Source organism: Enterobacter cloacae complex sp. EB5, assembly GCF_031432835.1.
Taxonomy (GTDB): Bacteria; Pseudomonadota; Gammaproteobacteria; order Enterobacterales; family Enterobacteriaceae; genus Enterobacter; species Enterobacter hormaechei_C.
The window spans coordinates 3,844,443-3,870,046 of sequence record NZ_CP133860.1; the positions used below are offsets into that span (position 1 = coordinate 3,844,443).

The 25,604-nt window shown below is 57.7% G+C and carries 20 protein-coding genes and 2 tRNA genes; 10 read left to right on the forward strand and 12 right to left on the reverse strand.

Features of this window, described 5'->3' with window-relative positions:
- Nucleotides 1–272 precede the first annotated feature (272 nt).
- The 3 genes from RHN82_RS18430 (at nucleotide 273) to ldtA (ending at nucleotide 4,431) form a co-directional block, all read left to right on the forward strand.
- Nucleotides 273–704, forward strand: coding sequence for a universal stress protein (locus RHN82_RS18430; protein ID WP_023303952.1), 432 nt, complete (start codon nucleotides 273–275; stop codon nucleotides 702–704).
- A 47-nt stretch (nucleotides 705–751) separates the two neighbouring features.
- Complete coding sequence (locus RHN82_RS18435; RefSeq protein ID WP_047053524.1) at nucleotides 752–3,445, forward strand: cation-transporting P-type ATPase; 2,694 nt, start codon at nucleotides 752–754, stop codon at nucleotides 3,443–3,445.
- A 62-nt stretch (nucleotides 3,446–3,507) separates the two neighbouring features.
- Nucleotides 3,508–4,431 carry a L,D-transpeptidase gene (gene ldtA / locus RHN82_RS18440; protein ID WP_047053526.1) on the forward strand — a complete coding sequence of 308 codons (924 nt, stop codon included), beginning with the start codon at nucleotides 3,508–3,510 and terminating at the stop codon, nucleotides 4,429–4,431.
- A 92-nt stretch (nucleotides 4,432–4,523) separates the two neighbouring features.
- Here ldtA and RHN82_RS18445 read toward each other — a convergent pair.
- Nucleotides 4,524–4,599, reverse strand: a tRNA-Asn gene (locus tag RHN82_RS18445).
- A gap of 320 nt (nucleotides 4,600–4,919) precedes the next feature.
- Here RHN82_RS18445 and nac point away from each other — a divergent pair.
- The 4 genes from nac to RHN82_RS18465 all read left to right on the forward strand — a co-directional run bounded on the left by nac (nucleotide 4,920) and on the right by RHN82_RS18465 (nucleotide 7,735).
- The gene (gene nac / locus RHN82_RS18450) at nucleotides 4,920–5,837 is read left to right on the forward strand and encodes a nitrogen assimilation transcriptional regulator NAC (RefSeq protein ID WP_003859531.1); all 918 of its coding nucleotides are present in this window, start codon (nucleotides 4,920–4,922) and stop codon (nucleotides 5,835–5,837) included.
- Between the two features lie 96 nt (nucleotides 5,838–5,933).
- A complete protein-coding gene (gene cbl, locus RHN82_RS18455) occupies nucleotides 5,934–6,884 on the forward strand; it encodes an HTH-type transcriptional regulator Cbl (RefSeq protein WP_003859532.1) in 951 nt (316 codons plus the stop codon).
- 190 nt (nucleotides 6,885–7,074) lie between these two features.
- Nucleotides 7,075–7,428 (forward strand): type II toxin-antitoxin system RelE/ParE family toxin, encoded by a 354-nt coding sequence (locus RHN82_RS18460; protein ID WP_047053529.1) that lies wholly within the window; start codon nucleotides 7,075–7,077, stop codon nucleotides 7,426–7,428.
- Nucleotides 7,429–7,432: 4 nt separating this feature from the next.
- Nucleotides 7,433–7,735 (forward strand): helix-turn-helix domain-containing protein, encoded by a 303-nt coding sequence (locus tag RHN82_RS18465; RefSeq protein ID WP_017383313.1) that lies wholly within the window; start codon nucleotides 7,433–7,435, stop codon nucleotides 7,733–7,735.
- 45 nt (nucleotides 7,736–7,780) lie between these two features.
- Here the strand turns inward: RHN82_RS18465 and RHN82_RS18470 are convergent.
- The 6 genes from RHN82_RS18470 to RHN82_RS18495 form a co-directional block, all read right to left on the reverse strand.
- Nucleotides 7,781–7,856, reverse strand: a tRNA-Asn gene (locus tag RHN82_RS18470).
- A gap of 167 nt (nucleotides 7,857–8,023) precedes the next feature.
- On the reverse strand, nucleotides 8,024–10,213 hold the full coding sequence (locus tag RHN82_RS18475; protein ID WP_047053531.1) for a TonB-dependent siderophore receptor: 2,190 nt from the start codon (nucleotides 10,211–10,213) through the stop codon (nucleotides 8,024–8,026).
- Between the two features lie 26 nt (nucleotides 10,214–10,239).
- Entirely contained in the window at nucleotides 10,240–11,565 is a 1,326-nt protein-coding gene (locus RHN82_RS18480) for a lysine N(6)-hydroxylase/L-ornithine N(5)-oxygenase family protein (protein ID WP_047053533.1), read from the reverse strand.
- Nucleotides 11,562–13,304 carry an IucA/IucC family siderophore biosynthesis protein gene (gene iucC, locus RHN82_RS18485; protein WP_047053534.1) on the reverse strand — a complete coding sequence of 581 codons (1,743 nt, stop codon included), beginning with the start codon at nucleotides 13,302–13,304 and terminating at the stop codon, nucleotides 11,562–11,564. Before iucC ends, RHN82_RS18480 begins: the two co-directional genes overlap by 4 nt.
- A complete protein-coding gene (locus RHN82_RS18490) occupies nucleotides 13,301–14,248 on the reverse strand; it encodes a GNAT family N-acetyltransferase (RefSeq protein ID WP_047053536.1) in 948 nt (315 codons plus the stop codon). The genes iucC and RHN82_RS18490 overlap by 4 nt, the downstream gene beginning before the upstream one ends.
- Nucleotides 14,248–15,990 (reverse strand): IucA/IucC family siderophore biosynthesis protein, encoded by a 1,743-nt coding sequence (locus RHN82_RS18495; protein WP_047053537.1) that lies wholly within the window; start codon nucleotides 15,988–15,990, stop codon nucleotides 14,248–14,250. Before RHN82_RS18495 ends, RHN82_RS18490 begins: the two co-directional genes overlap by 1 nt.
- Nucleotides 15,991–16,128: 138 nt before the next feature.
- Here RHN82_RS18495 and RHN82_RS18500 point away from each other — a divergent pair, with 138 nt between their 5' ends.
- Nucleotides 16,129–17,328 carry an MFS transporter gene (locus RHN82_RS18500; RefSeq protein WP_047053539.1) on the forward strand — a complete coding sequence of 400 codons (1,200 nt, stop codon included), beginning with the start codon at nucleotides 16,129–16,131 and terminating at the stop codon, nucleotides 17,326–17,328.
- A gap of 3 nt (nucleotides 17,329–17,331) precedes the next feature.
- Here the strand turns inward: RHN82_RS18500 and mtfA are convergent, their stop codons facing one another.
- Nucleotides 17,332–18,129 carry a DgsA anti-repressor MtfA gene (mtfA, locus tag RHN82_RS18505; protein WP_017693127.1) on the reverse strand — a complete coding sequence of 266 codons (798 nt, stop codon included), beginning with the start codon at nucleotides 18,127–18,129 and terminating at the stop codon, nucleotides 17,332–17,334.
- A gap of 266 nt (nucleotides 18,130–18,395) precedes the next feature.
- Here mtfA and RHN82_RS18510 point away from each other — a divergent pair, with 266 nt between their 5' ends.
- Nucleotides 18,396–19,298, forward strand: coding sequence for a LysR family transcriptional regulator (locus RHN82_RS18510; RefSeq protein WP_310398408.1), 903 nt, complete (start codon nucleotides 18,396–18,398; stop codon nucleotides 19,296–19,298).
- On the opposite strand, the gene RHN82_RS18515 is transcribed toward RHN82_RS18510, so the two are convergent.
- The 3 genes from RHN82_RS18515 to RHN82_RS18525 form a co-directional block, all read right to left on the reverse strand.
- Nucleotides 19,270–20,058, reverse strand: coding sequence for a substrate-binding domain-containing protein (locus tag RHN82_RS18515; protein ID WP_047053542.1), 789 nt, complete (start codon nucleotides 20,056–20,058; stop codon nucleotides 19,270–19,272). The genes RHN82_RS18510 and RHN82_RS18515 overlap by 29 nt on opposite strands.
- 6 nt (nucleotides 20,059–20,064) lie before the next feature.
- A complete protein-coding gene (locus RHN82_RS18520) occupies nucleotides 20,065–21,366 on the reverse strand; it encodes an MFS transporter (RefSeq protein ID WP_047053543.1) in 1,302 nt (433 codons plus the stop codon).
- Between the two features lie 260 nt (nucleotides 21,367–21,626).
- Nucleotides 21,627–22,922: a serine hydrolase gene (locus RHN82_RS18525; protein WP_047053544.1), complete on the reverse strand. Its 1,296-nt coding sequence runs from the start codon at nucleotides 22,920–22,922 to the stop codon at nucleotides 21,627–21,629.
- A 95-nt stretch (nucleotides 22,923–23,017) separates the two neighbouring features.
- On the opposite strand from RHN82_RS18525, the gene RHN82_RS18530 reads away from it, so the two are divergent.
- On the forward strand, nucleotides 23,018–23,923 hold the full coding sequence (locus RHN82_RS18530) for a LysR family transcriptional regulator (protein WP_047053545.1): 906 nt from the start codon (nucleotides 23,018–23,020) through the stop codon (nucleotides 23,921–23,923).
- On the opposite strand, the gene fumA is transcribed toward RHN82_RS18530, so the two are convergent.
- The gene (gene fumA / locus RHN82_RS18535; protein WP_047053546.1) at nucleotides 23,912–25,561 is read right to left on the reverse strand and encodes a class I fumarate hydratase FumA; all 1,650 of its coding nucleotides are present in this window, start codon (nucleotides 25,559–25,561) and stop codon (nucleotides 23,912–23,914) included. The two genes, RHN82_RS18530 and fumA, sit on opposite strands and share 12 nt — an antisense overlap.
- Nucleotides 25,562–25,604: the final 43 nt, after the last annotated feature.

A 25,604-nucleotide genomic window follows, 5' to 3' on the forward strand; every position in this document is an offset into this window, starting at 1 on the left:
AAAGAGAATGAACGTGTTGCATGCCTGACTATGAGCATAGTCGGTGAATAAATAAATGTTAAATAACCATTATTAGTGGCGTGACATACTCAGGCGAAACAAGCGTTACGATAGCGTATCTCCTTTGAATAACATCCTGATATTCCTGTGCTACGTTTAATAGCATCCATTCCTTTTTTCCGTAAAAGGCATTCGCGCCTGTACCCATGGGGTTGATGCGATCTCTCCTGATTCACTCACTGTTGTGTTGGTTATAAAAAAGGATGCTTGATATGTATAAAACGATTCTGGTGCCGGTGGACGTATACGAAACAGCGTTGTCTGACAAAGCGCTACAGCATGCCCAATTCCTGGCGCAAAGCGCATCGGGTGATGTCCATCTGCTGTACGTTATGCCAAAGTTCTCGGCAGAACTGACCCGCGGTTTTATTGCAGACGCGAGAAAGATGGATGAATATATGATTAATAATGCTAAAGAAAAACTGGCTGCGCTGGTAAAAAAAATCAACCTGCCGGAAGCGAATGTCCATCTTCATGTTCGCAGCGGGAATATACGTGATGAGGTAATCAAACTGGCGGATGAACTTAACGTCGGTGCGATTATTGTGGGATCGCGTAATCCCAATATTCAAACCCATTTATTAGGGTCAGAGGCGGCGAGTATCGTTCGTTATGCGCATGTTCCTGTTTTCGTTATTCGTTAATGACATGAAAGCAAGGTGATTTCTGAAAAGAACCTGAGGAAGGAACGATGATAACAGAAAAGCCTCACCGCCCGTATTATCAACAGACCGTTGATGAAACCCTGACAAATATCCAATCCAGCCTCGACGGACTCAGCAGTACAGAAGCGACCGCCAGGCTGGAAAAATACGGCGAAAATGCCTTACCGCAAAAACCGGGTAAACCTGGCTGGCTGCGCTTTCTGGCCCATTTCAACGATGTTCTCATTTACGTTCTTCTGGCGGCGGCGCTGCTGAAGCTGATAATGGGACACTGGGTGGATATGTTTGTCATTCTTGGGGTAGCCATCATTAACGCCCTGATTGGCCATATTCAGGAGAGTAATGCGGAGAAATCGCTGCAAAGTATTCGCAATATGCTCTCCAGCGAGGCTGTGGTCATCCGGCAGGGCAACCATGAAACTATCCCGACGACAGCGCTGGTGCCCGGAGATATCGTCGTGATACGCGCCGGGGATCGCATTCCTGCCGATCTTCGTGTGACAGAGGCGCACAATCTGCGGGTGGAAGAAGCTATTCTCACCGGCGAATCCACGGTAGTGGAGAAAAGCAGCGATGCGCTCCACGGGGAGTTGCCGTTAGGCGACCGTTACAACCTGCTTTATTCTGGCACCACCGTCAGCTCCGGCGGGGGAAAAGGGTTGGTGGTGGCGACCGGTGGGGAGACCGAACTCGGCCATATCAACCAGATGATGTCAGACATTGAAAAACACCGTACCCCGTTGATGGTGCAAATGGACAAGCTCGGCAAGACCATTTTTATCACCATTCTGGTGATGATGCTGGCGCTGTTCGTTTTCAGTCTTATCTTCCGTGATATGCCCGTATCAGAGTTGGTGCTGTCGCTGATTAGCCTTGCGGTGGCGGCGGTGCCGGAAGGATTACCGGCCATTATCTCGATTATCCTCTCGCTGGGCGTGCAGGCGATGGCGCGTCGTAAGGCGATTATTCGCAAGCTGCCTACCGTGGAAACGCTGGGGGCGATGACGGTTATCTGCTCGGATAAAACCGGCACCCTGACCATGAATGAGATGACGGTAAAAGCGGTGATTACCGCGGACACCACCTACCGCGTGGAGGGAGACAGCTATGAGCCGGTGGGCGCGATTCACCCCGTTGACGATCCGACACCGGTCACCGTGACCCAGGGATCTGTGCTGGAGCGCTATCTGCGCACCGTCGATCTCTGTAATGACAGCCAGCTGATCAAAGATGAGCAGGGGCTGTGGAAAATCACCGGCGGGCCCACCGAAGGCGCGTTGAAGGTGCTGGCCGCCAAAATCCCGCTTCCGGCAATTGACGCCGAACTGCGCAGTAAAATCCCATTCGATTCGCAATATAAATACATGTCCACCCTCTATCGCCTGGGTGACGAAGAGGTGATGTTAATCACCGGTGCGCCGGACGTCCTTTTCCGTCTTTGCCAGCACCAGCAGACCCAAAACGGGCTGGAGCCGTTCAACCTGCACTACTGGGAAGAGAAGATTGAAGAGTATGCGCGCGAGGGATTGCGCATGGTGGCTGCGGCCTGGAAACCGGCCGCCAGCGGGCAGCGCGAGCTGACGCATGCGGATCTGCAAGAGGGGGTCATACTGCTCGGCATTGCGGGCATGATGGATCCCCCGCGCCCGGAAGCCATTTCGGCCATTGCCGACTGCTTGCAGGCGGGCATTCGCGTGAAAATGATTACCGGGGATCATCCACAAACGGCGATGAGCATTGGACAGATGCTGGGTATTGGCAACGCGGCGAGCGCCATTACCGGGCGCGAGCTGGAGGCGATGGACGACCACCAGCTGAGCGAGGCGGCGCAAAAATACGATATCTTTGCCCGAACCAGCCCGGAAGATAAATTCCGCCTGGTGCAGGCGCTGCAAAGTAAGCAGGAAGTGGTCGGGATGACCGGGGACGGGGTGAACGATGCGCCTGCGCTGAAGCGGGCGGATGTCGGCATCGCGATGGGGATCAAAGGTACTGAAGTCACCAAAGAAGCCGCCGATATGGTGTTAACGGATGATAACTTTGCCACCATTGCCCGGGCGGTCCATGAAGGGCGTCGGGTCTACGACAACCTGAAAAAGACCATTTTGTTCGTTATCCCGAGCAACATCGCCCAGGCCTTGCTGATCATTATTGCCCTGCTGGCGGGAAACCTGATCCCATTAACGCCGGTACTGATCCTGTGGATGAACATGGCAACCTCGGCAACGCTGTCGTTTGGCCTGGCGTTTGAAGCGGGTGAGAAGGACATCATGAACCGGCCGCCGCGTAAGTCTAACCTGCATGTGATGGACGGTTATGCCATCTGGCGAGTGGTGTTTGTCGGCCTGATGATTGCCATCAGCGCCTTTGTGCTGGAGGCCTGGCTGCAACCTCGCGGCTACTCTCCGGAGTTCATCCGCACCGTGTTGCTGCAAACGCTGGTCACCGCCCAGTGGTTTTACATGCTCAACTGCCGCGTCACCGACGGCTTCTCCCTGAGTAAAGGTCTGCTGGCTAACAAGGGGATATGGATCGTGAGCGGCGTGCTGCTGGCCCTTCAGCTTCTGATCATCTATGCGCCGTTCATGCAAATGCTGTTCGGTACCGAAGCGCTACCGTTCCGCTACTGGATCATCACCTTCCTGATTGGGTTTGCGATGTTCATGATTGTTGAAGCAGAAAAAGTCCTTACCCGGAGATGGCGCACGACGAAAAGATGACTGAATGAGCAGGCTAAGCCTGCCCACCGGCAGGCTTTCTCTTTGACTGAGTACAGAACACTATGATTCGATTTGCCTCGTTCGTTTTTACGCTTGGTATTCTGGTTCCCGCTGCATCTGCTGTAACCTACCCCCTCCCTCCCGAGGGCAGCAGCCTGGTGGGGGCGCCAGTCACCATCACCGTGCCTGAGGGCAATACCCTGCCGCTCGAAGCGTTTGCAGCGCAGCACGGGCAGGGGTTGAGCAATATGCTGGAAGCCAACCCGGGGGTGGATCCATTTTTACCGCGAGCCGGAACACAGCTGGTGGTGCCGCAGCAGCTTATTCTGCCACCAACGGTGCGCGAGGGGATTGTGGTGAACGTCGCGGAAATGCGACTTTACTATTATCCACCCGGCAGCAACACGGTTGAGGTGCTGCCTATTGGCATCGGCCAGGCCGGGCGCGAAACGCCGCGTAACTGGGTAACCGCCGTTGAGCGCAAACAAGAAGGCCCAACCTGGTCACCCACGGCAAATACGCGACGGGCTTACGCGAAAGAGGGGAAAACGTTGCCCGCGTTCGTTCCCGCCGGGCCGGATAACCCGATGGGGCTGTATGCCCTCTATATCGGCAAGCTGTACGCGATCCACGGTACCAACTCAAATTTCGGCATTGGTCTGCGCGTCAGCCAGGGCTGCATTCGCCTGCGTAATAACGATATCAAATACCTGTTCGATAACGTTTCGGTGGGGACGCGGGTACAGCTTATCGATCAGCCCGTAAAAGTAACCACCGAGCCGGACGGTAGCCGTTGGGTAGAGGTTCACGAGCCGCTTTCACGCAATCGCGCGGAATTTGAATCGACAAATAAGGTGCCGCTACCCATTTCGGCCACGCAAAAGACGCAGCTGATAAGTGAAGGGGCGGGCGCTGAGCTGGAACGGCGGTCGGGGATACCGGTGAAGCTTGCTATGTCTGGTAGTGCCTCGCTTACCGGGCCTTGAGTACCGTAGGTCGGGTAAGCGCAGCGCCACCCGACAAACTGACCGAACGCAGGAAAGCAAAAAGCCTGCTTTAAAAGCAGGCTTTTCAAATTTGGCTCCTCTGACTGGACTCGAACCAGTGACATACGGATTAACAGTCCGCCGTTCTACCGACTGAACTACAGAGGAATCGTGTGAACGGGGCGCATATTATCGACCTGCGTACGCCTTGTCAAAGGATGGATCGCCGACTTTGAACTGTTTGCTGACAAAACCAGCAAAGTGACGTTTTTGCCAACGGAATGCACCATTATTGTGCAGATATACCCCGAATGGGGCAGATCGGAAACCGTTGTCCCCGTCTCAAAACAGGCATCAGTGATTGGCTTTCCTTATTTTCAACCGCTTAGCGGAGACATACACCCGCTGCAAAAAACTGGCATCCATATTGCAAAACCTGTTTAACAACACAGCCGTTACCGGCACGCTATTTTCGAACAGGGGGCAACATGAACTTAAGACGACTGAAATACTTCGTAAAAATCGTCGATATCGGCAGCCTGACCCAGGCGGCTGAAGTGCTGCATATCGCGCAGCCTGCGCTGAGCCAGCAGGTCGCGACTCTGGAAGGCGAAATGGACCAGCAACTGTTGATCCGCACCAAGCGCGGCGTAACGCCTACCGAAGCGGGAAAAATTTTATATACCCATGCCCGCACGATCCTGCGTCAGTGTGAACAGGCGCAGCTGGCCGTGCACAATGTGGGGCAGACCCTGAGTGGCCATGTCTCCATCGGGCTGGCGCCGGGAACGGCTGCATCGTCGGTAACCATGCCGCTGCTACAGGCGGTGCGCGCGGAGCTACCGGAAGTGCTGGTTTATCTGCATGAGAACAGTGGTTCCGTGCTCAATGACAAACTGCTCAACGGTCAGCTGGATATGGCGGTGCTGTACGATCGCTCCCCGGTTGCCGGGATCACCAGCCAGCCGCTGCTGAAGGAAGATCTTTATCTGGTCGGTACCCGTGATTGCCCCGGCCAGAGCATTGATTTAACCGCTGTGGCAGAGATGAACCTGTTCCTGCCGCGTGACTACAGTGCCGTGCGCGTGCGTGTTGACGAAGCGTTCTCGCTGCGCCGTCTGACGGCCAAAATTATCGGCGAGATTGATTCTATTTCCACGCTGACTGCCGCCATTGCCAGCGGCATGGGGGTAACGGTTCTGCCCGAGTCTGCCGCACGTTCACTGTGCAGCGCGGCGAACGGCTGGATGGCCCGCATCACCACGCCATCCATGAGCTTACCGCTGTCGTTGAATATGTCTGCGCGCGGCTCCCTTTCACCGCAGGCGCAGGCGGTGAAAGAGATCCTGATGTCTCTGGTCAGTAAGCCGTCCCTGGAAAATCGCGAGCTGCAACTCGTCAGCTGATATTCCAAATAAGCATAAGATGCTGGTTTTTATTATTTGTTCTCCAGCCCGGCTGACTCTAACAATAGCCTTATGTCAGATGCGCCGGAGTGAATTGTGAATTTCCAGCAACTTAAAATTATTCGTGAGGCGGCCAGGCGGGATTACAACCTGACCGAAGTCGCCAATATGCTTTACACCTCTCAGTCGGGCGTCAGCCGACATATCCGCGAGCTGGAGGAGGAGTTAGGCATTGAGATTTTTATCCGTCGCGGCAAGCGCCTGTTGGGTATGACCGAGCCAGGCAAGGCATTGCTGACCATCGCTGAGCGCATTCTCAACGAGGCCAGCAACGTTCGTCGGCTGGCGGATCTCTTTACCAACGACGCTTCGGGTGTGCTGACTATCGCCACCACCCATACGCAGGCGCGCTATAGTCTTCCGACGGTTATCAAGGCATTTCGTGAGATCTTCCCGGACGTACGTCTCGAACTGATCCAGGGCACGCCGCAGGAAATTGAAGTGCTGCTGCATAACGGCGGGGCCGATATCGGTATCGCCAGTGAACGGCTGAGCAACGACCCGCTGCTGGTGGCGTTCCCGTGGTTCCGCTGGCACCACAGCCTGCTGTTACCCGCCGATCACCCGCTGAATCAGGTTTCGCCGTTGACGCTGGAAGAGATCGTCAAATGGCCGCTTATCACCTACCGGCAGGGCATTACCGGACGTTCGCGCATTGATGAAGCATTCAAGCGTAAAGGGCTCACCCCGGACGTGGTGCTGAGCGCGCAGGATTCCGACGTGATCAAAACCTACGTCGAGTTAGGGCTGGGGATTGGCCTGGTGGCCGAGCAGTCTGGCGGCGAATATGAAGCCGGAAATCTGGTGCGTCTGGATACGCGTCATCTGTTCGATGCGAACACCGTCTGGCTGGGGCTAAAGCGCGGACAGCTTCAGCGTAACTACGTGTGGCGTTTTATTGAGCTATGCAATGCGGGGCTTTCCGTGGATGAGATCAAACGCCAGGTGATGGAGCCGGAAGAAGTGGCGATTGATTATCAGATTTAACTACGCGTCTGCCCGGTTGCGCTGCGCTTTCCGGGCTTGTATTCCCCCTTCACCCTGTTTCGCCTTTATTTCTGAAGACGGCTTCCATATTTTGCAACCTTAGCCTGCATAACAGCCATTCTGTCTGCATAATCGGCAATATAGTTTTGCATCTATATAGTTTTTGATCTATGTTGCACAAGGAGGTCCCGTGTGGGCGATTAAAACTACGGACAGGTTTGACGACTGGTTCACCTCATTAAACGATAGCGAGAGAGCCAGCGTACTGGCCGCGCTACTTGTATTGCGGGAAAAGGGACCGGGTCTGTCCAGACCGTATGCCGATACGCTGAAAGGCTCCCGCCACAGCAACATGAAAGAATTGCGTATCCAGAGTAAGGGTGATCCGCTGAGGGCATTTTTCGCTTTCAATCCGAACCGTACGGGTATTGTACTGTGTGCGGGCAATAAGATCGGTAATGAAAGGCGATTTTACGATGAGATGCTCCTCGTTGCGGATCGGGAATACACTCGCTGGCTGAACACATTAAAAGAGAGGAATTAACGCGATGGGCAGAACCCTGGAGCAGCTTATTGCAGATGAAAAACCTGAGGTTGTTGCCAGCGCACAGGCAATGGCAACGGATATTTTGCTCAATATCCATCTGGCCGAGTTACGTGAAAAAGTGCAAAAAACGCAGGTAGATATGGCCAGGGCGTTGGGTATTAAACAACCTACTGTCGCCGTCATGGAAAAGGCAGGGCGCGATATTAAGCTTTCTTCTTTGAAACGCTACGTTGAGGCCGCCGGAGGGAAGCTACGGCTGGATGTAGAACTGCCCGATGGTTCTCATTACGAGTTTGTGTTGTAACCCACAAAAGCAAAAAGCCTGCTTTAAAAGCAGGCTTTTCAAATTTGGCTCCTCTGACTGGACTCGAACCAGTGACATACGGATTAACAGTCCGCCGTTCTACCGACTGAACTACAGAGGAATCGTGTGAACGAGGCGCATATTATCGACCTGCGTGCGCCTTGTCAAAGGGGAAAACACCGTTTTTGTTCGTTTGCCGACAATTTCAGCAAACCGATGATTTAATAGCAAATTTGCTTTCAAATTGCACAGCAAATCGCGCCGCCCGCAGGCAGGCGGCGCGCAGGATCAGAACAGTACGGAGTAGTTCAGACCAAACGTACGTCCACGGCCTTTATACGTATAAAGACCCGGTGCGCCGTAGGTTGGGCTATACAGCCCCGGTGCGCGCTGGCCCCAGGCGGTGGTGTAGTCTTTGTCCAGCAGGTTTTCCACGCTGAAGCTGACTTTCCCCACCGGCAGGGCGTAGCTGCCGAGGAAATCAACGGTGTTATAGCCATCGATCTTCTTACCATCGGCGTCAGACACGTCAAAGGTTTGTGTGCTCTGCACGCGCAGCGTCCAGTCGCCCGGCGCCCAGTTGACCCATGCGCTGGATTTCGACGGGCTGGCGCTGTCGACCGTCAGCTTCTCCCATTTCCCGTTTTCACGCGTTTCGGACTTGATGGCGTTAAAGTTCGCCCCGGTGCTCCAGTCGCTGTCGGTGAAGAAATAGTCCACCTGGCCTTCAACCCCATAGATACGACGTTTGTCGTCCTCCAGATTGATGGTCATGTCGCTCTTGTTGATGGTGATGGTTTTATCCGAGAGCGAGTAGTACGCCGCCACCTGGGTACGCAGGTTATCGCCGGTGAAGCGCCAGCCCAGCTCGTAAGCATTGACCTTAATCCCGTCCAGCGTTGAGTCGTTCACGTTGACGCTGTTTTGCAGGCGATAGTGACCATCGACCAGCTGATAGGTGCCGGAGCCGTAGTACTTCGCCAGATCCGGAATTTCGAAGCCCTGGGAGAAGTTAAACCACAGCTGCTGCTGTTCGGTCAGACGTCCAAGGATCCCGGCGTTAAACAGGAAGTTGTTGTAGTCGGTTTTCCCGCCCGGCACCGCGTCAGCGGAGGTCGCTTTGCCGGTGGCGATTGCCTGCTGCTGGGCGTAACCGACAAAATCGTCCACCTTGTTTTCGGTGTACTGGTAACGCACGCCGCCGCTCAGGGTGATGGCGTCAATGTCATAGCTGGCTTGCAGGAACGGCGCGAGGTTGGTAATGCTGTAACCCGGATAACGGCCCACGTTGTAGGCGTTGTCCAGCTCCATGCCGCCGCTCGCCGCCGCTTTGCTTAAGTCAAAGAACTGCTGGTTGGCATCGAATGTTTCGTGGTCGGCATCCACACCCCAGGTGAGGGTCAGGTCGTCCATCGGCTTGCTGTTCAGCGTCAGCTTGCCGCCGTAAAAATCGGTTTTCTGCTGGGATGCGCCAATGCTGGTCACCGCGCCTTTGCTCAGCGTCGGGAACGGGTAGTAGGTCAGGCTCTCGTCACGGTAGTAAATCTGCGCAACCAGATCCTGACCCCAGAAATCGGTGTTCGAGTATTGCAGGTTGATCAGGTGACGCTCTGTGCCCGGGATACGGTCAGAGTTCAGGTTGTCTTTGTTATAGGCTTTGGCATCGCCCGTGACCGCAGCGAAATTCTCCCCAAGGAACAGGCCGTGCTTGCCGTCGGATTCGCTCTTGTAGTACTGCGTGGTTAACTGGAGCTGCTGATGTTCGTCGATGTTGATGGTGCCTGTCCCCATCACGTCGATACGGTCGGAATACTGCAAGCCGGTCTGGGTGTTATCGATAATCACCTCGTCGCCGTTGCCGTCATACCAGCCGCCGTAGCGCTGATAGGAGACCGACAGACGGCCAGAAGCGTTGTCATTGCCGCCGCTCACGGCTGCCGATACGTTCTCATCATGGTCGTTATGGCTGTTAAACCCGCTTTTTGCCCCGGTCTGGAACTCTATTTCGGTCTCCGGCTGGCCTTTTTTGGTGACGATGTTCACCAGACCGCCGGTACTGCCGCCGCCGTACAGCGAGGTGGCGCCGGAAATGACTTCGATACGGTCAATGTTGAACGGATCGATAGAGTCGAGCTGGCGGCTGTCGCTGCGGGACGAGTTCAGACGTACGCCGTCCACCATCACCATCATGGAGCGACCGCGCAGGTTCATGCCGTAGTTGGTACGTCCCTGGCTGCTGACGTCCATGCCGGGGATCAGCTGGGCCAGCACGTCTTTAATCTCTTTCCCGCCCTGAACCTGCTGCTCAATTTCCGCCCGCTCAATAACCCAGGTGGTTTGCGCCATCTCTGCCACGCTGCGATGTGCCCGGCTGGCGGAGACCACAATATCTTCTTCCTTTTGTTCTTCCGCCCACGCAGAGGTAGAAAGCATGGCAAGCAAGCACGGATTTAAAACCCAAAGATGAGAACGTTTCATTGTTATGTTGATCCTGAATGTGTGTGTCAGTACTCGGTGGTCTTCATTAATGATTTAAAAACCTGGCTGCTCTCCGGGCTGGTGGTGCTCCGCCAGTGGATCACGCCGGGGGTGGTTGCCAGCTCAAACGGCTCGTCATCGTGGGCGCGATTCAGAATTCGCGCCGCGCGCCAGGCCATCAGGCTGAGCTGGGGTTCGGCAATACCGAGACGGTGCATCCCGGCATTGACGGCAAACAGGCGGTTGCTCTGCGGGCCGTCCCATTCAAGGGTAAAATCGTTGTTGATGCAGAAGGCTTCATCCTCATCCAGACGCAGTCGGGAAGAGAGCGAGGCGAGAAACGCGGGCTGCACAGCGCGGTAGCCGGTGGCGAAAATCACCACGTCGCTTTCCAGCTGTTCGCGCCCGCCGTCCAGGTGATGCTGGATGCTGAGGCGATGTCCGGTTTCCTGGCGCGTCAGCGCCGTCACCGAGCGGGACGGCATCAGGTGCGCCCAGGGTTTTTCGCGCAGCACTTCGAAGCGGTGATACATGGCGCGATAGATGGCCAGCAGCGACTCCGTGGTGATCCCGTCGGAGGTCATCTTCTGCTCCTGCAACATCTGACGTCGGGCGTCGTCACCGAGGGTCGAGAAGCTGTCCACATACTCCGGCGTGAAATACTCATTAGCAAACGCGGCTTCATCCAGCGCGTTGTAGTTGTTGCGGCGCGACACCCAGTTGAGGCTCAGCGGCTGGCCCCATTCCCCACGGAAGATATTTAAAAACAGATCCGCACCGCTCTGGCCGCCGCCAACGACGGTGACGCGCTTGCCCGCTAAATCCGGCGTGCGCAGCATCATTTCGCTGGCGTGGAAGCAGGTATCGTCCTGCGCGGTGACGCAGTCTGGGAGATTGATCTGCTTCCCAATCCCCACGCAGACGTGGCGCGCCAGGAAGCGATCCCGCTGGGTCACGACCTCAAACAGACCGTTTTGCTCATCAAAGCGGACCTGCTGTACCTGCTGGCTGAAGGCCAGGTTCGTGAGGTTATCCGCCGCCCAGCACAGGTAGTCGGCAAACTCCTCGCGCGAGACGGTGCGCTGCTCGGTGGTGAGGAAACGGTAGAACTTTTTGCGCTGTACCAGATAGTTCAGGAAGCTGTGGCGGTTGGTTGGCTCCACGGCACTGACCAGATCCTTCAGAAAGCTGGTCTGCATGTGGCAGTCCGGCACCATCATCCCCGGGTGCCAGGAGAAGTGCGGCTTGCGTTCAAGAAACAGCGAGCTAAAACCGTCCAGCCCCTCTGCCAGCGCGGCAATACTGAGGTTGAACGGACCGATACCAATGCCGATGAAATCATAGGTTTTCATTGCGCTGACTCCCGGGAGACCAGAAAAAGAGGGTTATCAAGATCGCAGACGTAGTTCGGCAGCATGCGGCTGCCGCCGTCGTGTTCAGAGAAGGTCAGTTTGACCGGGTTGAGGATCACGCGAATAATCTGCGGCTTAAACAGGTCGAACTTCGCGAAGCGCGCCGCAAGATCCGGATGGGCGGCCATATAGCGACGTAACACCAGCGCCAGGATCTGATAGAAGCGGGTTTCGCTCACGCCGCATTGCAGGGTGAGGCGGGATATAAAGCGCAGCACCGTGACAAAGTTGCCGGTTTGCAGGTCGTGGATGATGTAATCCGCGCTGAGGCGCGCCGTCACCGCTTTTACCTGCTCCGGCAGGCTCTGCATCTGCGGGAAATCTTCATCCACCAGGCGCATGTCGCCCTGGAAATCCTTCAGCAAAATGCGCTGCGGAACGTAATCTTTCATCACCAGCGTGACGTTCTGGCCGTGGGCGATAAGCGCCACCCCGTAGCGACAGAGCAGGTGATAGAAGGGGATCACCGTCGCCTCAAACAGCTTTTCCAGCCATGCGTCAGCGGTTAACCCCGAGCGTTTGATCCACGCGTCAATCAGCGGGCGGCCCTGGTTATCGGTTTCCATCAGCGCCGCCATCAGCACCGCCTGTTCGCCATCCTGTAAATAGCAGGATGGGTTCTCGCGCCAGATCACCCCCAGCATCTCCTGATAGCGGTACGGCGCCTCAGGCAATGCGGCATAACCGGGATGCGACAGATATCCGGCTGCGGGTTCGCCAAGCACCTGCGCCCCGGAGCGAATCAGCGTGGCATCACTGGCGAACTGCTGCTGTAGCCAGCGCGAGGCCAGCGGACCGGCGGCGATATACTTGCCCGGAATACCGCGATAGCAGGAGGTGTTGTAGATGGTCAGCGGCAGCTTGATGTCATACGGCGCGCGACGGCTGGCGTTGGTCAGCGTGCGCAGGGACTGCTGCGCCAGATACTCATCGCCGAACTCACCCAGTTCTACCATCTCACCGCGCGCGAGCTGCGCCAGGAAATGAATGGCAATTTTTTGCTGCCACTGCCACGGGTGCAGCGGCACCGGCAGCCAGCTGTCGTCCAGATCCAGCTCCTGCCAGCGGGCGTCGAACCGCTCGCGCTCGGCATCGTCCATGGCGCTGGCGAGCAGGGCGTTAATATCGCAATCGGCGTCGCTGCTCCAGACCAGACGCTCGCGCTGCACGGCGACCCAGTGCAGGCGAAAACGCCCGCGATATTCCGGCGCGTACCGGCGCAGGGCATCCAGCCCCCAGCCGCGGCGCCCCTTGTTGAAAATAAACTTCGGGTGACCGCGCATCAGGCACTGTAGTTCGTCCGGGTCGAGGTGGATCAGCGCATCGGCATCCAGCGTTTCACGCGCCTGCAACAGCTGCATATCACCCCGCAGCGTGGCGTAGAGGTCTTCCATGTGCTCCGCCGTTTGCGCGTCGCTCATCTCCAGCACGCTGGCCAGTTGCAGCAGCGCGTTTTCCGCTTCGACCGCCGCGCCGCTGGTGGTGGTCAGGGTATCAGTGTCAATATGCAGCCAGCCCCAGATCCCACGCGTGGCGCGGAACTGCCAGCACGCGTTGCCCATGGTGATGCGCCAGTAGTCCGCTGAAACCGGCTCGGCGCGCAGGGTGCGTTCATATTCCAGTTCGGCGAGGATCTTCGCCACCATCTCACGGTTCACTTTCTGCCAGAGTGCGTTCACAGTTCCACCTCGTGGAAGAAGCGATGACGCTCGCTCATGATCAGACGGGAGCGTTTGTGCGGGAAGTCGAACTCTTTCACCGTGTCGAAACCAGCGGACGCCAGATGGCGGAACAGACGCTGGTTGTCGAAGCGCGGTTCCGCCACAATGCGCGCCGTGCGCGGTTCATCGAGATACAGATAGTGGCTGAGGCCGCGCAGCCAGCTGCGGATATACTGCGCCCCGCGCCAGTTCTCTTCGCCCACCAGCATGTGCAGCCCACGGTCAAACGGCTGCCAGCGATAGTGGCGGCCAATGCGGTCTTCTGCCGCCCAGTAGAGTTCAAAATAGCCGAATGGCTGATCGTCAAAGCAGCCGATCACCGGGTAGCAATAAGTCGAGTCGAGCTGGCGACGCAGGTAGTTCTCCTGCTCGGCCTGCGGACCGGCCATTTCCCAGAAGGCATTTACGCGCGGGTTGTTCATCCAGCGGGTAAAACGCTCGCCGTCCAGCGCCACGTCCGCCACGCGGAAGCTCAGGGTGCGCTTAATCTGCGGATCGTAACGGCGATACACCTCGCCCTGCGGGCGGTGAGGGCGCAGCGGGAAGTACAGCTGACGGCTTTCATCAAACTGCATTTCGCCGCTCGCCTGCGGACGTTCGCCTTTCAGCCACAGCGGCAGCTGCCAGAAAATTTCACGCGCCAGATAATCTCCGTGAACGAGGCTAAACAGCGCCTGCGCCTGAGGTTCATCCTGCCAGGCTGCCCACGGCAGGGTAATGCCGGTCAGGGCGGGCGCGGCAACAAACAGCTGGTCGAGGGCGTCCACCAGCCAGCCGTCCGGGAGCCCGGTCAGCCGCTCCAGCACCGCGCTGCCGTCGAGACCCAGCGTCAGCGGCAGGTTTTGTTCCGTGGCCGTGCAGCGAAAGCCGTAGCCGGAATGGACGATATTCGCGTTTGCCATCACGCCTTCTCCTTATAAAACGGGTTGCTAAAGTCGAAATAGATCACCGCCGGATCGACGATGGTGTTTTCGTTGCGATCGTGCAGGTAGCAGAAGAAGTTGCCTTTGCAGTTCCAGGTCGGGCTGTCGAGCACATAATCAAGGCAGCGGGTCTGCTTCGCCGTCGTGCGCAGTTCGGCCAGCGCGTCACGCACGCGGGACATCAGGTTCTCTTCGCTGTCGAAACCGGCAGCGGCGAGCGCGGCGGTGACGGCAAGGGTAGAGTTCAGCAGCAGGTAATAAGGGAAGTAGCGCAGCAGCTGGCTCTCACCGAAGCGGTTTTCCACCTCGGTTTCACCTGCCTCTTTCAGCCACGCGTCGGCCCCTTCGGTCCAGGCGCTGCCCTGGCAGTCGCGGTAGATCAGCCCAACGGGGAAATCCTGCTGCATCTCAACGAGGATATTTTGCTGGTGCGCCAGCAGGACCAGACCGTAGTCCGCCTCGGCGCTGAACAGCGGAAGCAATACCCGGTCGCAGTAGGCGTCCAGCCAGCAGCGCGCGGACTGGGTGAGCGGGAGATCCAGACGCTGGCTCAGACGACGCACCGCCGCGGCGAGCAGGCTGTCGCCGCCGTCCGGCGCGGCCTGGGTTAGGCTCACCAGCACGTTGGTTTGCGTTTCAGGGGTATCGAACAGCAGGTTGACGCGCAGGGCCATCAGACTCTCTTCCTGAACGACGCCGTGCTCATCGCACAGCCCCGCCCAGCCGTCCTCCTGCATCACGCGCATGGTCGGGTAGCGCGCCTGAAGTTCCTGCCAGCGTGCCGTTTTCGCCAGCCGCGCCAGGCGCATGCCGCGCTTAACCTCTTTCACCGACAGCGTGCGCACGGAGTTGGTCAGCCGCACGCTCAGGGAAAACTTAATCATGTCGCTGTTGGTTTCGCTGTACAGCGAGCGGGAAGAGCTGGTGGGCAGCCATTGCGCACCGGCTTCGCCCAGATCGCGCAGGGCGCCTTTTTCTACCAGACGCTGGCACCAGTCCTGCTCCAGCAGATAGTCGGCCTGCCACGGGTGCATCGGCAGCAGCCAGCAGGTGTCGGTGAAGTGACCGAGAAGGGCCGGCGCGCTCTGCGCTGCAAAGCGCAGCAGACGTTCCCGCAGGGAGACGTTCAGGCTGTCACCGGCAACCAGCGTGCTCTCAACCGCAAACCAGCGCAGCGGGAAGCGGGAGGCGAAATCCGGCAGATAGCGGCGCGCCTCGGCCTCGTTAAACGGCTCGTGCGACTTTGGGGCAGGATGAAAAGCATGGCCGACCAGCAGCGCCTGTTCCGCTTCGGCAAAGGTCAGCGGCTTATCGCGCAGGTTTGCCCAGTTGTGGCGTAAATCAATGGCCTGCCAGGTGTGCGTATGGCTTTCCTGGACGCGCTGCTTAAAGCGAGCCAGCGTATCGGCATCCAGAGCGCCTCTTACCGTCTCTTTTTCAAGAATGAAATCAATCAGTTGATGGAATGTGACCGTGTCACCGCCGTCGCTGTCGGCCTGAATCAGCGTTGCCGGAAAACGATACTGGTGATGCTGTGTGGGGGAGAAATAGCGTACCGGAACCCGAATGGCCTGGGTTGGGGAGAGCGGGATATGAATCTGTGATAACTCATCCGCACGGGTTGCGGGAAGATAGTGCCAGTCCTTCGTTTCGCGCAGCAGCGCGTTCAAAAAACACTGGGCCGCAACATCTGTACCGGCGGAGCGGGGCAGAGTACGCATAGTTGTACCTCATTCCATGACTGATAATAATTCTCGTTATGATATTCATTCTGTTTACAGTGGCAACTATTTTTGCAATATTTGTTTTCATAAACTTCATAATTTCCACACATTTATTGACATTATCTTCACAATTTTATGCGCGCTCGTACTGAGAATCTCACTGACGTTGTGGCCCCTAAAGCTAACTGGCCCCTGGCACTGGGCGCCGGTTTATTAGGTATTGGGCAAAACGGTTTGCTGGTTATGCTGCCGCAGCTGGTCTCCCTGACCGGACTGTCGCTCTCCGTCTGGGCCGGGCTGCTGATGTTCGGCTCGATGCTCTTTTTACCCGCCTCGCCCTGGTGGGGACGCCAGAGCGAGCGGCACGGCTGTAAGATCGTTATGCTGGCCTCGCTGGGCGGCTATCTGGCGAGCTTTGTCGTGATGGCGCTGGTGGTCTGGGCGATGGCGAACGGCGTGCTGAATGCCCTCTGGGGAATGGCAGGCCTGGTGCTGTCGCGCATGCTGTACGGCCTGACGGTATCAGGGCTGGTGCCTGCGGCCCAGACGTGGGCCATTCAACGCGCGGGGCTGGATAAAAGGATGGCGGCGCTGGCGACGATAAGCTCTGGCCTGAGCTGCGGGCGTCTGCTGGGACCGCCTCTGGCCGCGCTGATGCTCAGCGTCAGCCCGGTCGCACCGCTCTGGCTGATGGCGCTGGTGCCGTTGATCGCGCTGCTGCTGGTGCTGCGCGAAGCCGCCGATCCCCCGCTGCCGCCGGTGGCGCACCAGTCGACGCGGTTACAGGCCTCCATGCTGCCTTTCCTGGTGCTGGCGCTGCTGCTGGCGGCGCTGGTCAGCCTGATGCAGCTTGGTTTATCGCCGCATCTTCATCCGTTATTTAATGGCGATGCCGTGCAAATCAGCCATCATGTCGCGCTGCTGCTGAGCCTGGCCGCGCTGGCGACCCTGGCGGCGCAGTTTCTGGTGGTACGCCCGCAGCATTTTACCCCGAGAGTTTTACTCTTACTTGCCGCGGTCTTGATGGTGGCGGGTCTTGGGCTGATGTGTCTCGCCAGTTTAGCCCTCTTCTACGTGGGCATTGTCATCACTTCGCTGGGGGCCGCCATGGCAACGCCGGGATACCAGCTTTTGCTCAACGATCGGCTGACGACGGGCAAAGGCGCAGGGGTGATCGCCACCAGCCATACGCTGGGGTACGGGGCCAGCGCGCTGCTGGTACCCGTGGTGACGCGCGTTTACGGTGAGCAGTTTTTGATTACTGCCGCATGGGGAATGGCGCTGCTGTTTCTCGCGGTGAGCTTGTGGGTACGATCGACCGATCGTACCCCTTAAACATTAGTGGAACGGATGAGGGGAGGTGCTGGCTGCGTCCTCACTTTGCCGCAGACGCTGGAGCGGATCCTGCTGATAAAACTGGCAAAAACGCTGCCACAGCGCCGGGAAGCGTGGGGCGAAAAGCTCAGGTGCGCTAAAGAAATACTCGGACAGTACCGCAAAACACTCGGCGGGATCGGTCGCGGCATAGGCATCAATGCTGGCCGCGCTTTCACCCACCAGGTCTATCTCATCCTGAATGTTTTCCATCGCCGCGTGCAGGTCGTGCTCCCATCCCGCGACTTCACGCAGCGGGATCAGCGGCACGCCGCTGGCGCGATCGCCGTTGCGGGTATCCAGTTTGTGCGCCACTTCGTGAATGATCAGGTTGAAGCCCGAGGCATCGAACGAGTCCTGAATATCCAGCCAGTTGAGGATGATTGGCCCTTGCTGCCAGCTCTGCCCGGACTGCACCATACGCTGGTTGTGCACCAGCCCGATGTCATCCTCCCACTCATCATCGACGATAAACGGCGCCGGGTAGATCAGCACTTCGTGGAAGCCATCCAGCCATTCGATACCCAGCTCCAGCACCGGCAAGCAGAAGAGCAGGGCGATGCGGGAATTTTTGAGCGGATCCAGTTCGAAGCCCTGTAGCGGCACCAGCCGTTTTTGCTGTAAAAAACGCTCGGCCAGCTGAATCAGCTTTGATTGCTCTTCAGGCAAGAGATTCGCCAGCACGGGGATCGCCAGAGCCTCATCCCAGGGCAGCGCCATATTTCGACCAGCGTCGTTCGTTTTCCAGGGCCACTTAATCATCGCTTTGCTCGTTACTCGCACGTGAACAAAATGGAAAGGTCAGGGGCTGTTAGCATGCCAACATACTCTGTTAAGCAGTATGACACTCCTCTTCGGCTGCATGCAGAGTGGCAGCCTGTTTAAGAGGGATCCAGCCCGCATAAACTATCACTATGTGCCGTCAGGTTGATAGCGCTTTAGGGGTATCCCCTTCATTTTGTGAAGTATGTCGTGCGCGACTATGATAAATCTCTTCTTACCCTACCGTGCTTAAGGATCCCGTCAGTATGCCCGTCAATTTTGACCTCAACGATCTCTATGCTTTCCGCGCTTTACTGGAATACGGCAATTTCCGTCTTGCGGCGGAGTCTATCTGCCTTTCCCAGTCGGCGTTGAGTCGCAGGATTGAAAAGCTGGAGGCGGCACTGGGGACAAAACTGTTCGACAGAACCACCCGCCGCGTCACGCTGACCCTGTATGGACAGACCTTTGCCGACCAGTGCGGACAGCTGCTTGCTGATGTGGAGTCCATGCTTTCGGATATCGATAAGGCCAGCGAGGAGCGTACGGGGCTGATCACCGTGGCGACGGTGCCGTCCGCCGCCTGTTACTTTATGCCGGATGTGATCCGCCGCTTTCAGTCCCGTTACCCCCGCGTGCGCATAAAACTGATCGACAGCAGCGCCGGAAACGTTATCGAGGCCGTCACCCGCGGACAGGCGGATTTTGGTATCTGCTTTGCCCGGAGCTTGCAGCCCGACATCGAGTTTGTCCCGCTGGTGGAGGATGTCTACGTGGCCGCCTGCCGACGCGACAGCCCGCTTGCAAAAAGAAAAAGCCTGACGTGGCAGGCTTTTTATCAGCAGGATTATATCGGTCTGGATAAGACCTCCGGCAACCGCAATCTTCTCGACCAGCGGGTCGGGCATATTCGGCCTGAGCGCCCCAGCATCTGCGAAACGCGGCACGTGACGACCATGCTGGGGATGGTTGAAGCCGGGATCGGTATTGCGGCCGTTCCCGCCATGTCAATGCCCCGCGCAGAGCATTCGCTGCTGACGTCGGTGCCTTTAACCGAGCCTGAAGTCAGGCGAACCGTGGGGCTGATCCGCCGCCGCGGGCGGATCCAGTCCTATATTGCTGCCGAACTCGAAACGCTGATCACCGAGCAGTATCGCGAGGTGCGCTGACGGGCGTTAAGCCCGTTGACGTAATGACGCTGGCGGCCTGTGGCGAAGAGAGAAAAGTCAGCAGCGCTTTTCCCTGTTCGGGATGGTCAGCCTTCTGCGTTACGGCTCCGGCGAAACGGGTAATGTACTGCATGTCGTCAGGCAACTTACCCACAAACGTCACCCCCGAGACCGGCAGAAGCTCGCTCACCTGCTGAAAGCCGAGATCGTATTTCCCTTTTGCCACTTCAGACGCCACCGGGATGCGCTCAACCCGGTGCGCTTTATCGTGAACCTGGCCGTGGATGCCCAGCTTACGGAACAGCTGGCTCTCAACATACCGGCCGCTGGCGCTGTCGGAATAAGCCATGGAGTGCGCCTTCAGCAGCGTTTGCCGCAGGGCAGGCACCGTACTGATATCCGGCACCGGCGCGCCCGCTTTGACGACCATCCCGACGGGCGAATCCGCCAGCTCCACGCGGGAGCCCGCCGCCGTCCTGCGATCCTGTTCCAGTTTCGCCAGCGCATCGCCCACCATAATTACCACGTCCGCTTTTTCGCCCCGGGCGAGCCGCGCCGGAATGGCCTGCGGCGTTTTGCCCATCGACGGGCCGGAGATCACAATGAGCCTGTCGCCGCTTTGCGCTTCGTACTGCGGCGTCAGCTTCTCCAGCGCCGCTTTGAAGCCGCCAGAAATCATCACCGTCACATCCTGCGCAAGCGCGCCCGCGCTGAGGGTGGCGAAGGTCAGGGCGACAATCACCGTTCTGAATGTAAGCATGAGGGATCACTCCTTAACGGCGGTTTGCAGGATTAACGTGCGACGACGATAGAGATAAAGCGTTGCCAGCAGGGCGCAAACGGCGGCAAAGCTCATCCAGTAGCCCGGGGAGGCTTTGTCGCCGGTGTACTCAATTAAGGCGGTCGAAATCACCGGCGTGAAACCGCCAAAGACCGCCGTTGCCAGGCTGTAAGCCAGTGAGAAGCCCGCCACGCGCACCTCTGCTGGCATGATCTCCGTCAGGGCCGGGACCATCGCGCCGTTATACAGGCCGTAGAGGAAAGAGAGCCACAGCAGCACGGTCAGCATCATGGAGAAGCTCGGGGCTGCGGCCAGCATCGTCAGCGCCGGATAGCTGGTCGCCAGCGCCAGCAGCGTCATGGCGATCAGCACCGGTTCACGCCCGAAGCGATCCGACAGCGCGCCGCCCACCGGCAGCCAGATAAAGTTGGACACCGCCACCAGCAGCGTGACCAGAAGACTGTCCGACGCGCTGAGCATCAGGACTTTTTTACCGAAGGTCGGGGCGTAAACGGTGATCAGGTAAAACGCGGTGGTGGTCATCGCCACCATCAGCATACCCGCGACGACTACCGGCCAGTTAGCGAGCAGCGTTGTGAAGACCTGACGCATCGCCAGATGGTGGCGACGGGCGCTAAATTCCTCGGTCTCTTCCAGCTTGCGGCGCAGGAAAAAGATAAACGGCACAATCAGACAGCCAAACAGGAACGGAATACGCCACCCCCATTCGCGAATGGCACTCTCCTCCAGCACCACATTCAGCGCAAAGCCCATCGCCGCCGCGATCATAATGGCGACCTGCTGGCTACCCGACTGCCAGCTGGTGTAGAAACCCTTGCGGCCCGGCGTGGCGATCTCCGCCAGATAAACCGAAACCCCGCCCAGCTCGGCGCCTGCCGAAAAACCCTGCAACAGGCGGCCGGTCAGCACCAGCAGCGGCGCCCACAGGCCAATGCTCTGATAAGACGGGATCAGCACGATCAGGAACGTTCCGGCAGCCATAATCGACAGGGTGACGATCAGCCCTTTACGGCGACCCACTTTATCAATGTAAGCCCCCAGCACAATGGCCCCGATCGGACGCATCAGGAAGCCCGCGCCAAAGACGGCGAAGGTCATCATCAGTGACGCAAATTCACTGCTTGCCGGAAAAAAAGTATGGGCGATGTAGGTGGCATAAAAGCCGAACAGAAAGAAGTCGAATTGCTCAAGAAAGTTGCCCGACGTGACGCGGAAAATCGCGCCCGCTTTGGCACGAACCGTTGCAGGTGTGGTTGAGGAAACCATGATTATCTCCAGTTTTATAGTGACGTTATGCTCGTCTGTTTCTGAAAACTGGATCAGGAAGTGGAAATTAATAAGCGCAAATAGCGCATGAACCGATGCGTGTGGTGCATTAATGACAAAGCGTTGACCAGTATTTACATATTCAACAATAACTTAACATTTCGGTGATCTTTTATTTACTCGATTTCGCTAAGTTGCTGATATATCAGTTTTGTGACATCGCGCAGGTGAGAAGCCAGGCGGGGCCTGGCTTGGGATTATCAGCGCAGCGCGGTCGCAATCGCGCTAAACATCAGCGACGCTTCCAGCGGCTGGGCGCTGAATGACGGCTCTGCCTGCGGCCAGGTGGACCACTGGACGATAACCAGATTTTCTTTCTGATTAACCATGATCATCTGACCAAAAATACCCAGCGCCCACAGGGAATCTTTCAGCGAATTTTCGACTTTCGGCTCCACGTGTGTGGCGGTGACTGGCACTTCGTTGTTCCACCACTGGTAGCCGTACAACCCCTTCGGATGCGCGTCGGACACCGATCCTTTGGCCTGTGTCCAGGCTGAGGACTGTTTCACCCAGCCCTCGGGGAGGATCTGCTTCCCGTCCGGCAGCGTACCGTTATGCAGGATAAACTCCCCGAAACGCCCCCAGTCTTCCAGCGTGGCGTTAAACCCATGCGCACCCACGTCGTGCTGGCCTTTGCTGTAGGCATGCCACACGCCGTCGCTCGCCATGCCGTACGGCTGCCAGATGCTTTTCTCCAGATACGCCGCGAGCGTCATGCCGGTGGCGCGCTCAAGCACATCGCCTAACAGCCAGGCGCCACCCGAGGAATAGGACCAGTTTTCGCCCGCCGGGTGTTCACGGTGTAACCCCTTCACCAGGGTGCGCACGCAGTCGTAGGTGCCCGGCTTCGCTTCGCATTCGGTAAGCCGGGCGAAGTCAGATTGCGGGTTGGTGTAATCTTCGTTCCACGCCACGCCAGAGGTGTGGGTGATGAGCTGTTTCAGCGTTACGCCCTCCCAGGCGGTGCCTTTTAAATCCGGTTCGTATTGGGTGACAAGGTCGTCCAGGGAATGGATTTTCCCTTCTTTAATTGCAACACCCACCAGCGCGGAGACCACCGATTTGCCCACGGAGCGCGACGTCCAGAGCGTTGAGTCGGTATTGCCTTCTCCCAGGTATTTATAGGCCACTTTGCCGTTTTTCAGCACCAGCATGCCGCTGACGTTCTGGCGTTTCAGGTAATCCTGAAGAGTGTAACTCTTACCCTTCACCTGATAGCGGGCATCGGTGAGCGGTTTTTCTGCGGGCAGCAGCGGCGTAGCGTTGCCGTGGCGGAACACGTCCCCCGCGTAGTTGCGGTAGTCATTGCGAAAGCCCACCACGCGATCGGCCTGGCTCCAGGTGAGCATGGTATGCGCGTCTGGGAGTCTGGCATCGAAAGGCGCCGGACAGGTGGTGAGGTCGGTACCGTTGCAGGCCGCCATAACGGCGGGCGAGAGCAGGCTGCTGACAACCAGCGCCGCGAGCAGCGTGCGGTTTGTTTTGATTTTCATATTTATCTCGTTTGGCTCAGGAAGGACTTCAGTTTAAGAACCTGCGGCCTATAATAAAAAACGCGTTATGGGGGAAAATCCCCCGTAAAAATTGCGTGGAGAATGGCGTGGCATCACTGATCTATTCCTTTGCCCAGCTTGAGGCGTTCACTGCCGTCGCTGAACACGGCAGCCTGATGAAGGCGGCCAGTAAACTCGGCAAAGATCGTACTACCCTCCGGGATCTGATCGATTTCCTTGAGGATGGGCTGGGCTACGCTCTGTTCCTGCGGGAGGGGCGCAGCCTGCGCCTGACGCCGGAGGGGGAGCAGCTTCAGCGGCAGGCGCACCTGCTGATGCGGCAGGTCAAAGCGTTTGAGGCGTTTGCCAGATCGGTACCGGACAGCGCGACGCAGGACATTGCCCTCGTTTACGATCCGTTCACACCCAGAGCTTTTTTACAGGCGCTGATTGCCACTCTGGCGACGAAAAAGATCCGCCTGAGCCTGACCAGTGCATCGCGCGATGAGGCGGAAGCGATGCTGGCAAACGGTCAGGCCGATCTGGGGATCTGCCAGGCGCGCAACCGCAGCGTGGGCAATGAGATGGAGTGGCGGGCGCTGGGGGCGATCGAAATGGATTTTTACGCCGCAACGGCGCTTTTTGCGGAGGTTGCGTCGCCGGTGTCGCTGCTCGATCTCTCTCTGGTGCCACAGGTGATTATGCATGCCGCATCAGACGAGCCGGTTGCCCGTCGCCTGCAAATTTCAGGGCACACGCTTTTCACTAACGAACTGGAGATGCTGCGCGGCCTGCTGGAGCAGGGCTGCGGCTGGGGGTTTTTGCCGACCCATCTTCAGGCAACGCAGTGGAAAAATGTAAAAAGGCTGCCCACCGAAGTGGGCAGCCAGGGAATAAGCCAGACGATGGTCACTATCTGGAAGCCGGGCAGCGACAAGCGCGGGTTGATCAACGATACGCTGTCGCTGCTTCCGGCGTTATGGCAACGTTCAGCGCTGTGAGCACCCTTTGCACTGTTTATTCTGGATCTGCTGGAAGAAGTCGTTGCCTTTGTCATCCACCAGGATAAACGCCGGGAAGTTCTCCACTTCAATTTTCCAGATGGCTTCCATTCCCAGTTCAGGATACGCCACGCACTCCAGGCTCTTGATGCTGTTTTGCGCCAGCACCGCCGCCGGGCCGCCGATGCTGCCGAGGTAGAAGCCGCCATGCTTATGGCAGGCGTCGGTGACCTGCTGGCTGCGGTTACCTTTGGCCAGCATGATCATGCTCGCACCGTGGGATTGCAGTAAGTCCACGTAGGAGTCCATACGCCCGGCGGTGGTTGGGCCTAAGGAGCCAGACGCGTAGCCTTCCGGCGTTTTCGCCGGGCCTGCATAGTAAATCGGGTGATCTTTAACGTACTGCGGCAGTTCTTCCCCGTTGTCGAGCAGCTCTTTCAGCTTCGCATGGGCGATGTCGCGCGCCACGATGATGGTGCCGCTCAGCGACAGGCGGGTGGATACCGGGTGCGAGGAAAGCTGCGCCAGAATGTCGGGCATCGGCTTGTTCAGATCAATGCTTACCACGTCGCCTTCTCCCTGCTGGCGCAGGGATTCAGGAATATACTGGCCCGGATTGTGCTCCAGCTTCTCAATCCAGATCCCCTCGCGGTTAATCTTCGCCTTGATGTTGCGGTCAGCGGAGCAGGAGACCCCCATGCCGATCGGGCAGGAGGCGCCGTGGCGCGGCAGACGGATCACGCGAATATCGTGCGCGAAGTATTTCCCGCCGAACTGCGCGCCAAGGCCGAGGTTTTGCGCTTCCTGAAGCAGTTCCTGCTCGAGCTGGACGTCGCGGAATGCCTGGCCGTGCGCATTGCCTTCGGTTGGCAGGCCATCGTAGTAGCGCGCAGAGGCGAGCTTGACGGTTTTCAGCGTGGCTTCCGCTGAGGTGCCGCCGATAACGAAGGCGATATGGTAAGGCGGGCAGGCCGCGGTACCGAGGGTCCGCATCTTCTCAACCAGATAATTTTTCAGCTTCGCCGGGGTGATCAGCGCTTTGGTTTCCTGATACAGATAAGTTTTGTTGGCAGAGCCGCCGCCTTTCGCCATGCACAGGAATTTATACTCGTCACCATCAACGCTGTAGAGGTCGATCTGCGCGGGCAGGTTGGTGCCGGTGTTCACCTCTTTATACATATCCAGCGCCGCATTCTGCGAGTAGCGCAGGTTGTCTTCAATATAGGTGTTATACACGCCCTGACTCAGCGCCGCTTCGTCGCCGCCGCCGGTCCAGACGCGCTGGCCTTTCTTACCCATAATGATTGCCGTACCGGTATCCTGACAGGTGGGCAGCACGCCTTTCGCCGCAATCTCGGAGTTGCGCAGGAATTGCAGGGCAACGTACTTATCGTTCTCGCTGGCTTCCGGGTCGCTCAGAATAGCCGCAACCTGCTTCTGGTGAGAGGTGCGCAGCATAAATGCCGCGTCGTGGAAGGCCTGCTGTGCCAGCAGGGTCAGCGCCTCTGGCTCGACTTTCAGCACTTCCTGACCGTCGAACTCGGCAACGGAAACGTGCTCTTTGGTCAGCAGATAATATTCGGTATCGTCATGCGCGAGGGGGAAGGGGGTCTGGTAGATAAAGGGTTTGTTTGACATAGCTTGCTCCACAAAAATTTAACCGCCGGAGGAAATGTCCGGC

Coding starts and splice junctions, on each gene's coding strand:
- RHN82_RS18515 (WP_047053542.1), bottom strand. CDS start 20,058: ATGCTTACATTCAGAACGGTGATTGTCGCCCTGACCTTCGCCACCCTC.
- ldtA (WP_047053526.1), top strand. CDS start 3,508: ATGATTCGATTTGCCTCGTTCGTTTTTACGCTTGGTATTCTGGTTCCC.
- nac (WP_003859531.1), top strand. CDS start 4,920: ATGAACTTAAGACGACTGAAATACTTCGTAAAAATCGTCGATATCGGC.
- RHN82_RS18475 (WP_047053531.1), bottom strand. CDS start 10,213: ATGAAACGTTCTCATCTTTGGGTTTTAAATCCGTGCTTGCTTGCCATG.
- RHN82_RS18520 (WP_047053543.1), bottom strand. CDS start 21,366: ATGGTTTCCTCAACCACACCTGCAACGGTTCGTGCCAAAGCGGGCGCG.
- RHN82_RS18480 (WP_047053533.1), bottom strand. CDS start 11,565: ATGAAAACCTATGATTTCATCGGCATTGGTATCGGTCCGTTCAACCTC.
- RHN82_RS18495 (WP_047053537.1), bottom strand. CDS start 15,990: ATGCGTACTCTGCCCCGCTCCGCCGGTACAGATGTTGCGGCCCAGTGT.
- fumA (WP_047053546.1), bottom strand. CDS start 25,561: ATGTCAAACAAACCCTTTATCTACCAGACCCCCTTCCCCCTCGCGCAT.
- RHN82_RS18435 (WP_047053524.1), top strand. CDS start 752: ATGATAACAGAAAAGCCTCACCGCCCGTATTATCAACAGACCGTTGAT.
- mtfA (WP_017693127.1), bottom strand. CDS start 18,129: ATGATTAAGTGGCCCTGGAAAACGAACGACGCTGGTCGAAATATGGCG.
- RHN82_RS18525 (WP_047053544.1), bottom strand. CDS start 22,922: ATGAAAATCAAAACAAACCGCACGCTGCTCGCGGCGCTGGTTGTCAGC.
- RHN82_RS18465 (WP_017383313.1), top strand. CDS start 7,433: ATGGGCAGAACCCTGGAGCAGCTTATTGCAGATGAAAAACCTGAGGTT.
- RHN82_RS18500 (WP_047053539.1), top strand. CDS start 16,129: ATGCGCGCTCGTACTGAGAATCTCACTGACGTTGTGGCCCCTAAAGCT.
- RHN82_RS18430 (WP_023303952.1), top strand. CDS start 273: ATGTATAAAACGATTCTGGTGCCGGTGGACGTATACGAAACAGCGTTG.
- RHN82_RS18490 (WP_047053536.1), bottom strand. CDS start 14,248: ATGGCAAACGCGAATATCGTCCATTCCGGCTACGGCTTTCGCTGCACG.
- RHN82_RS18510 (WP_310398408.1), top strand. CDS start 18,396: ATGCCCGTCAATTTTGACCTCAACGATCTCTATGCTTTCCGCGCTTTA.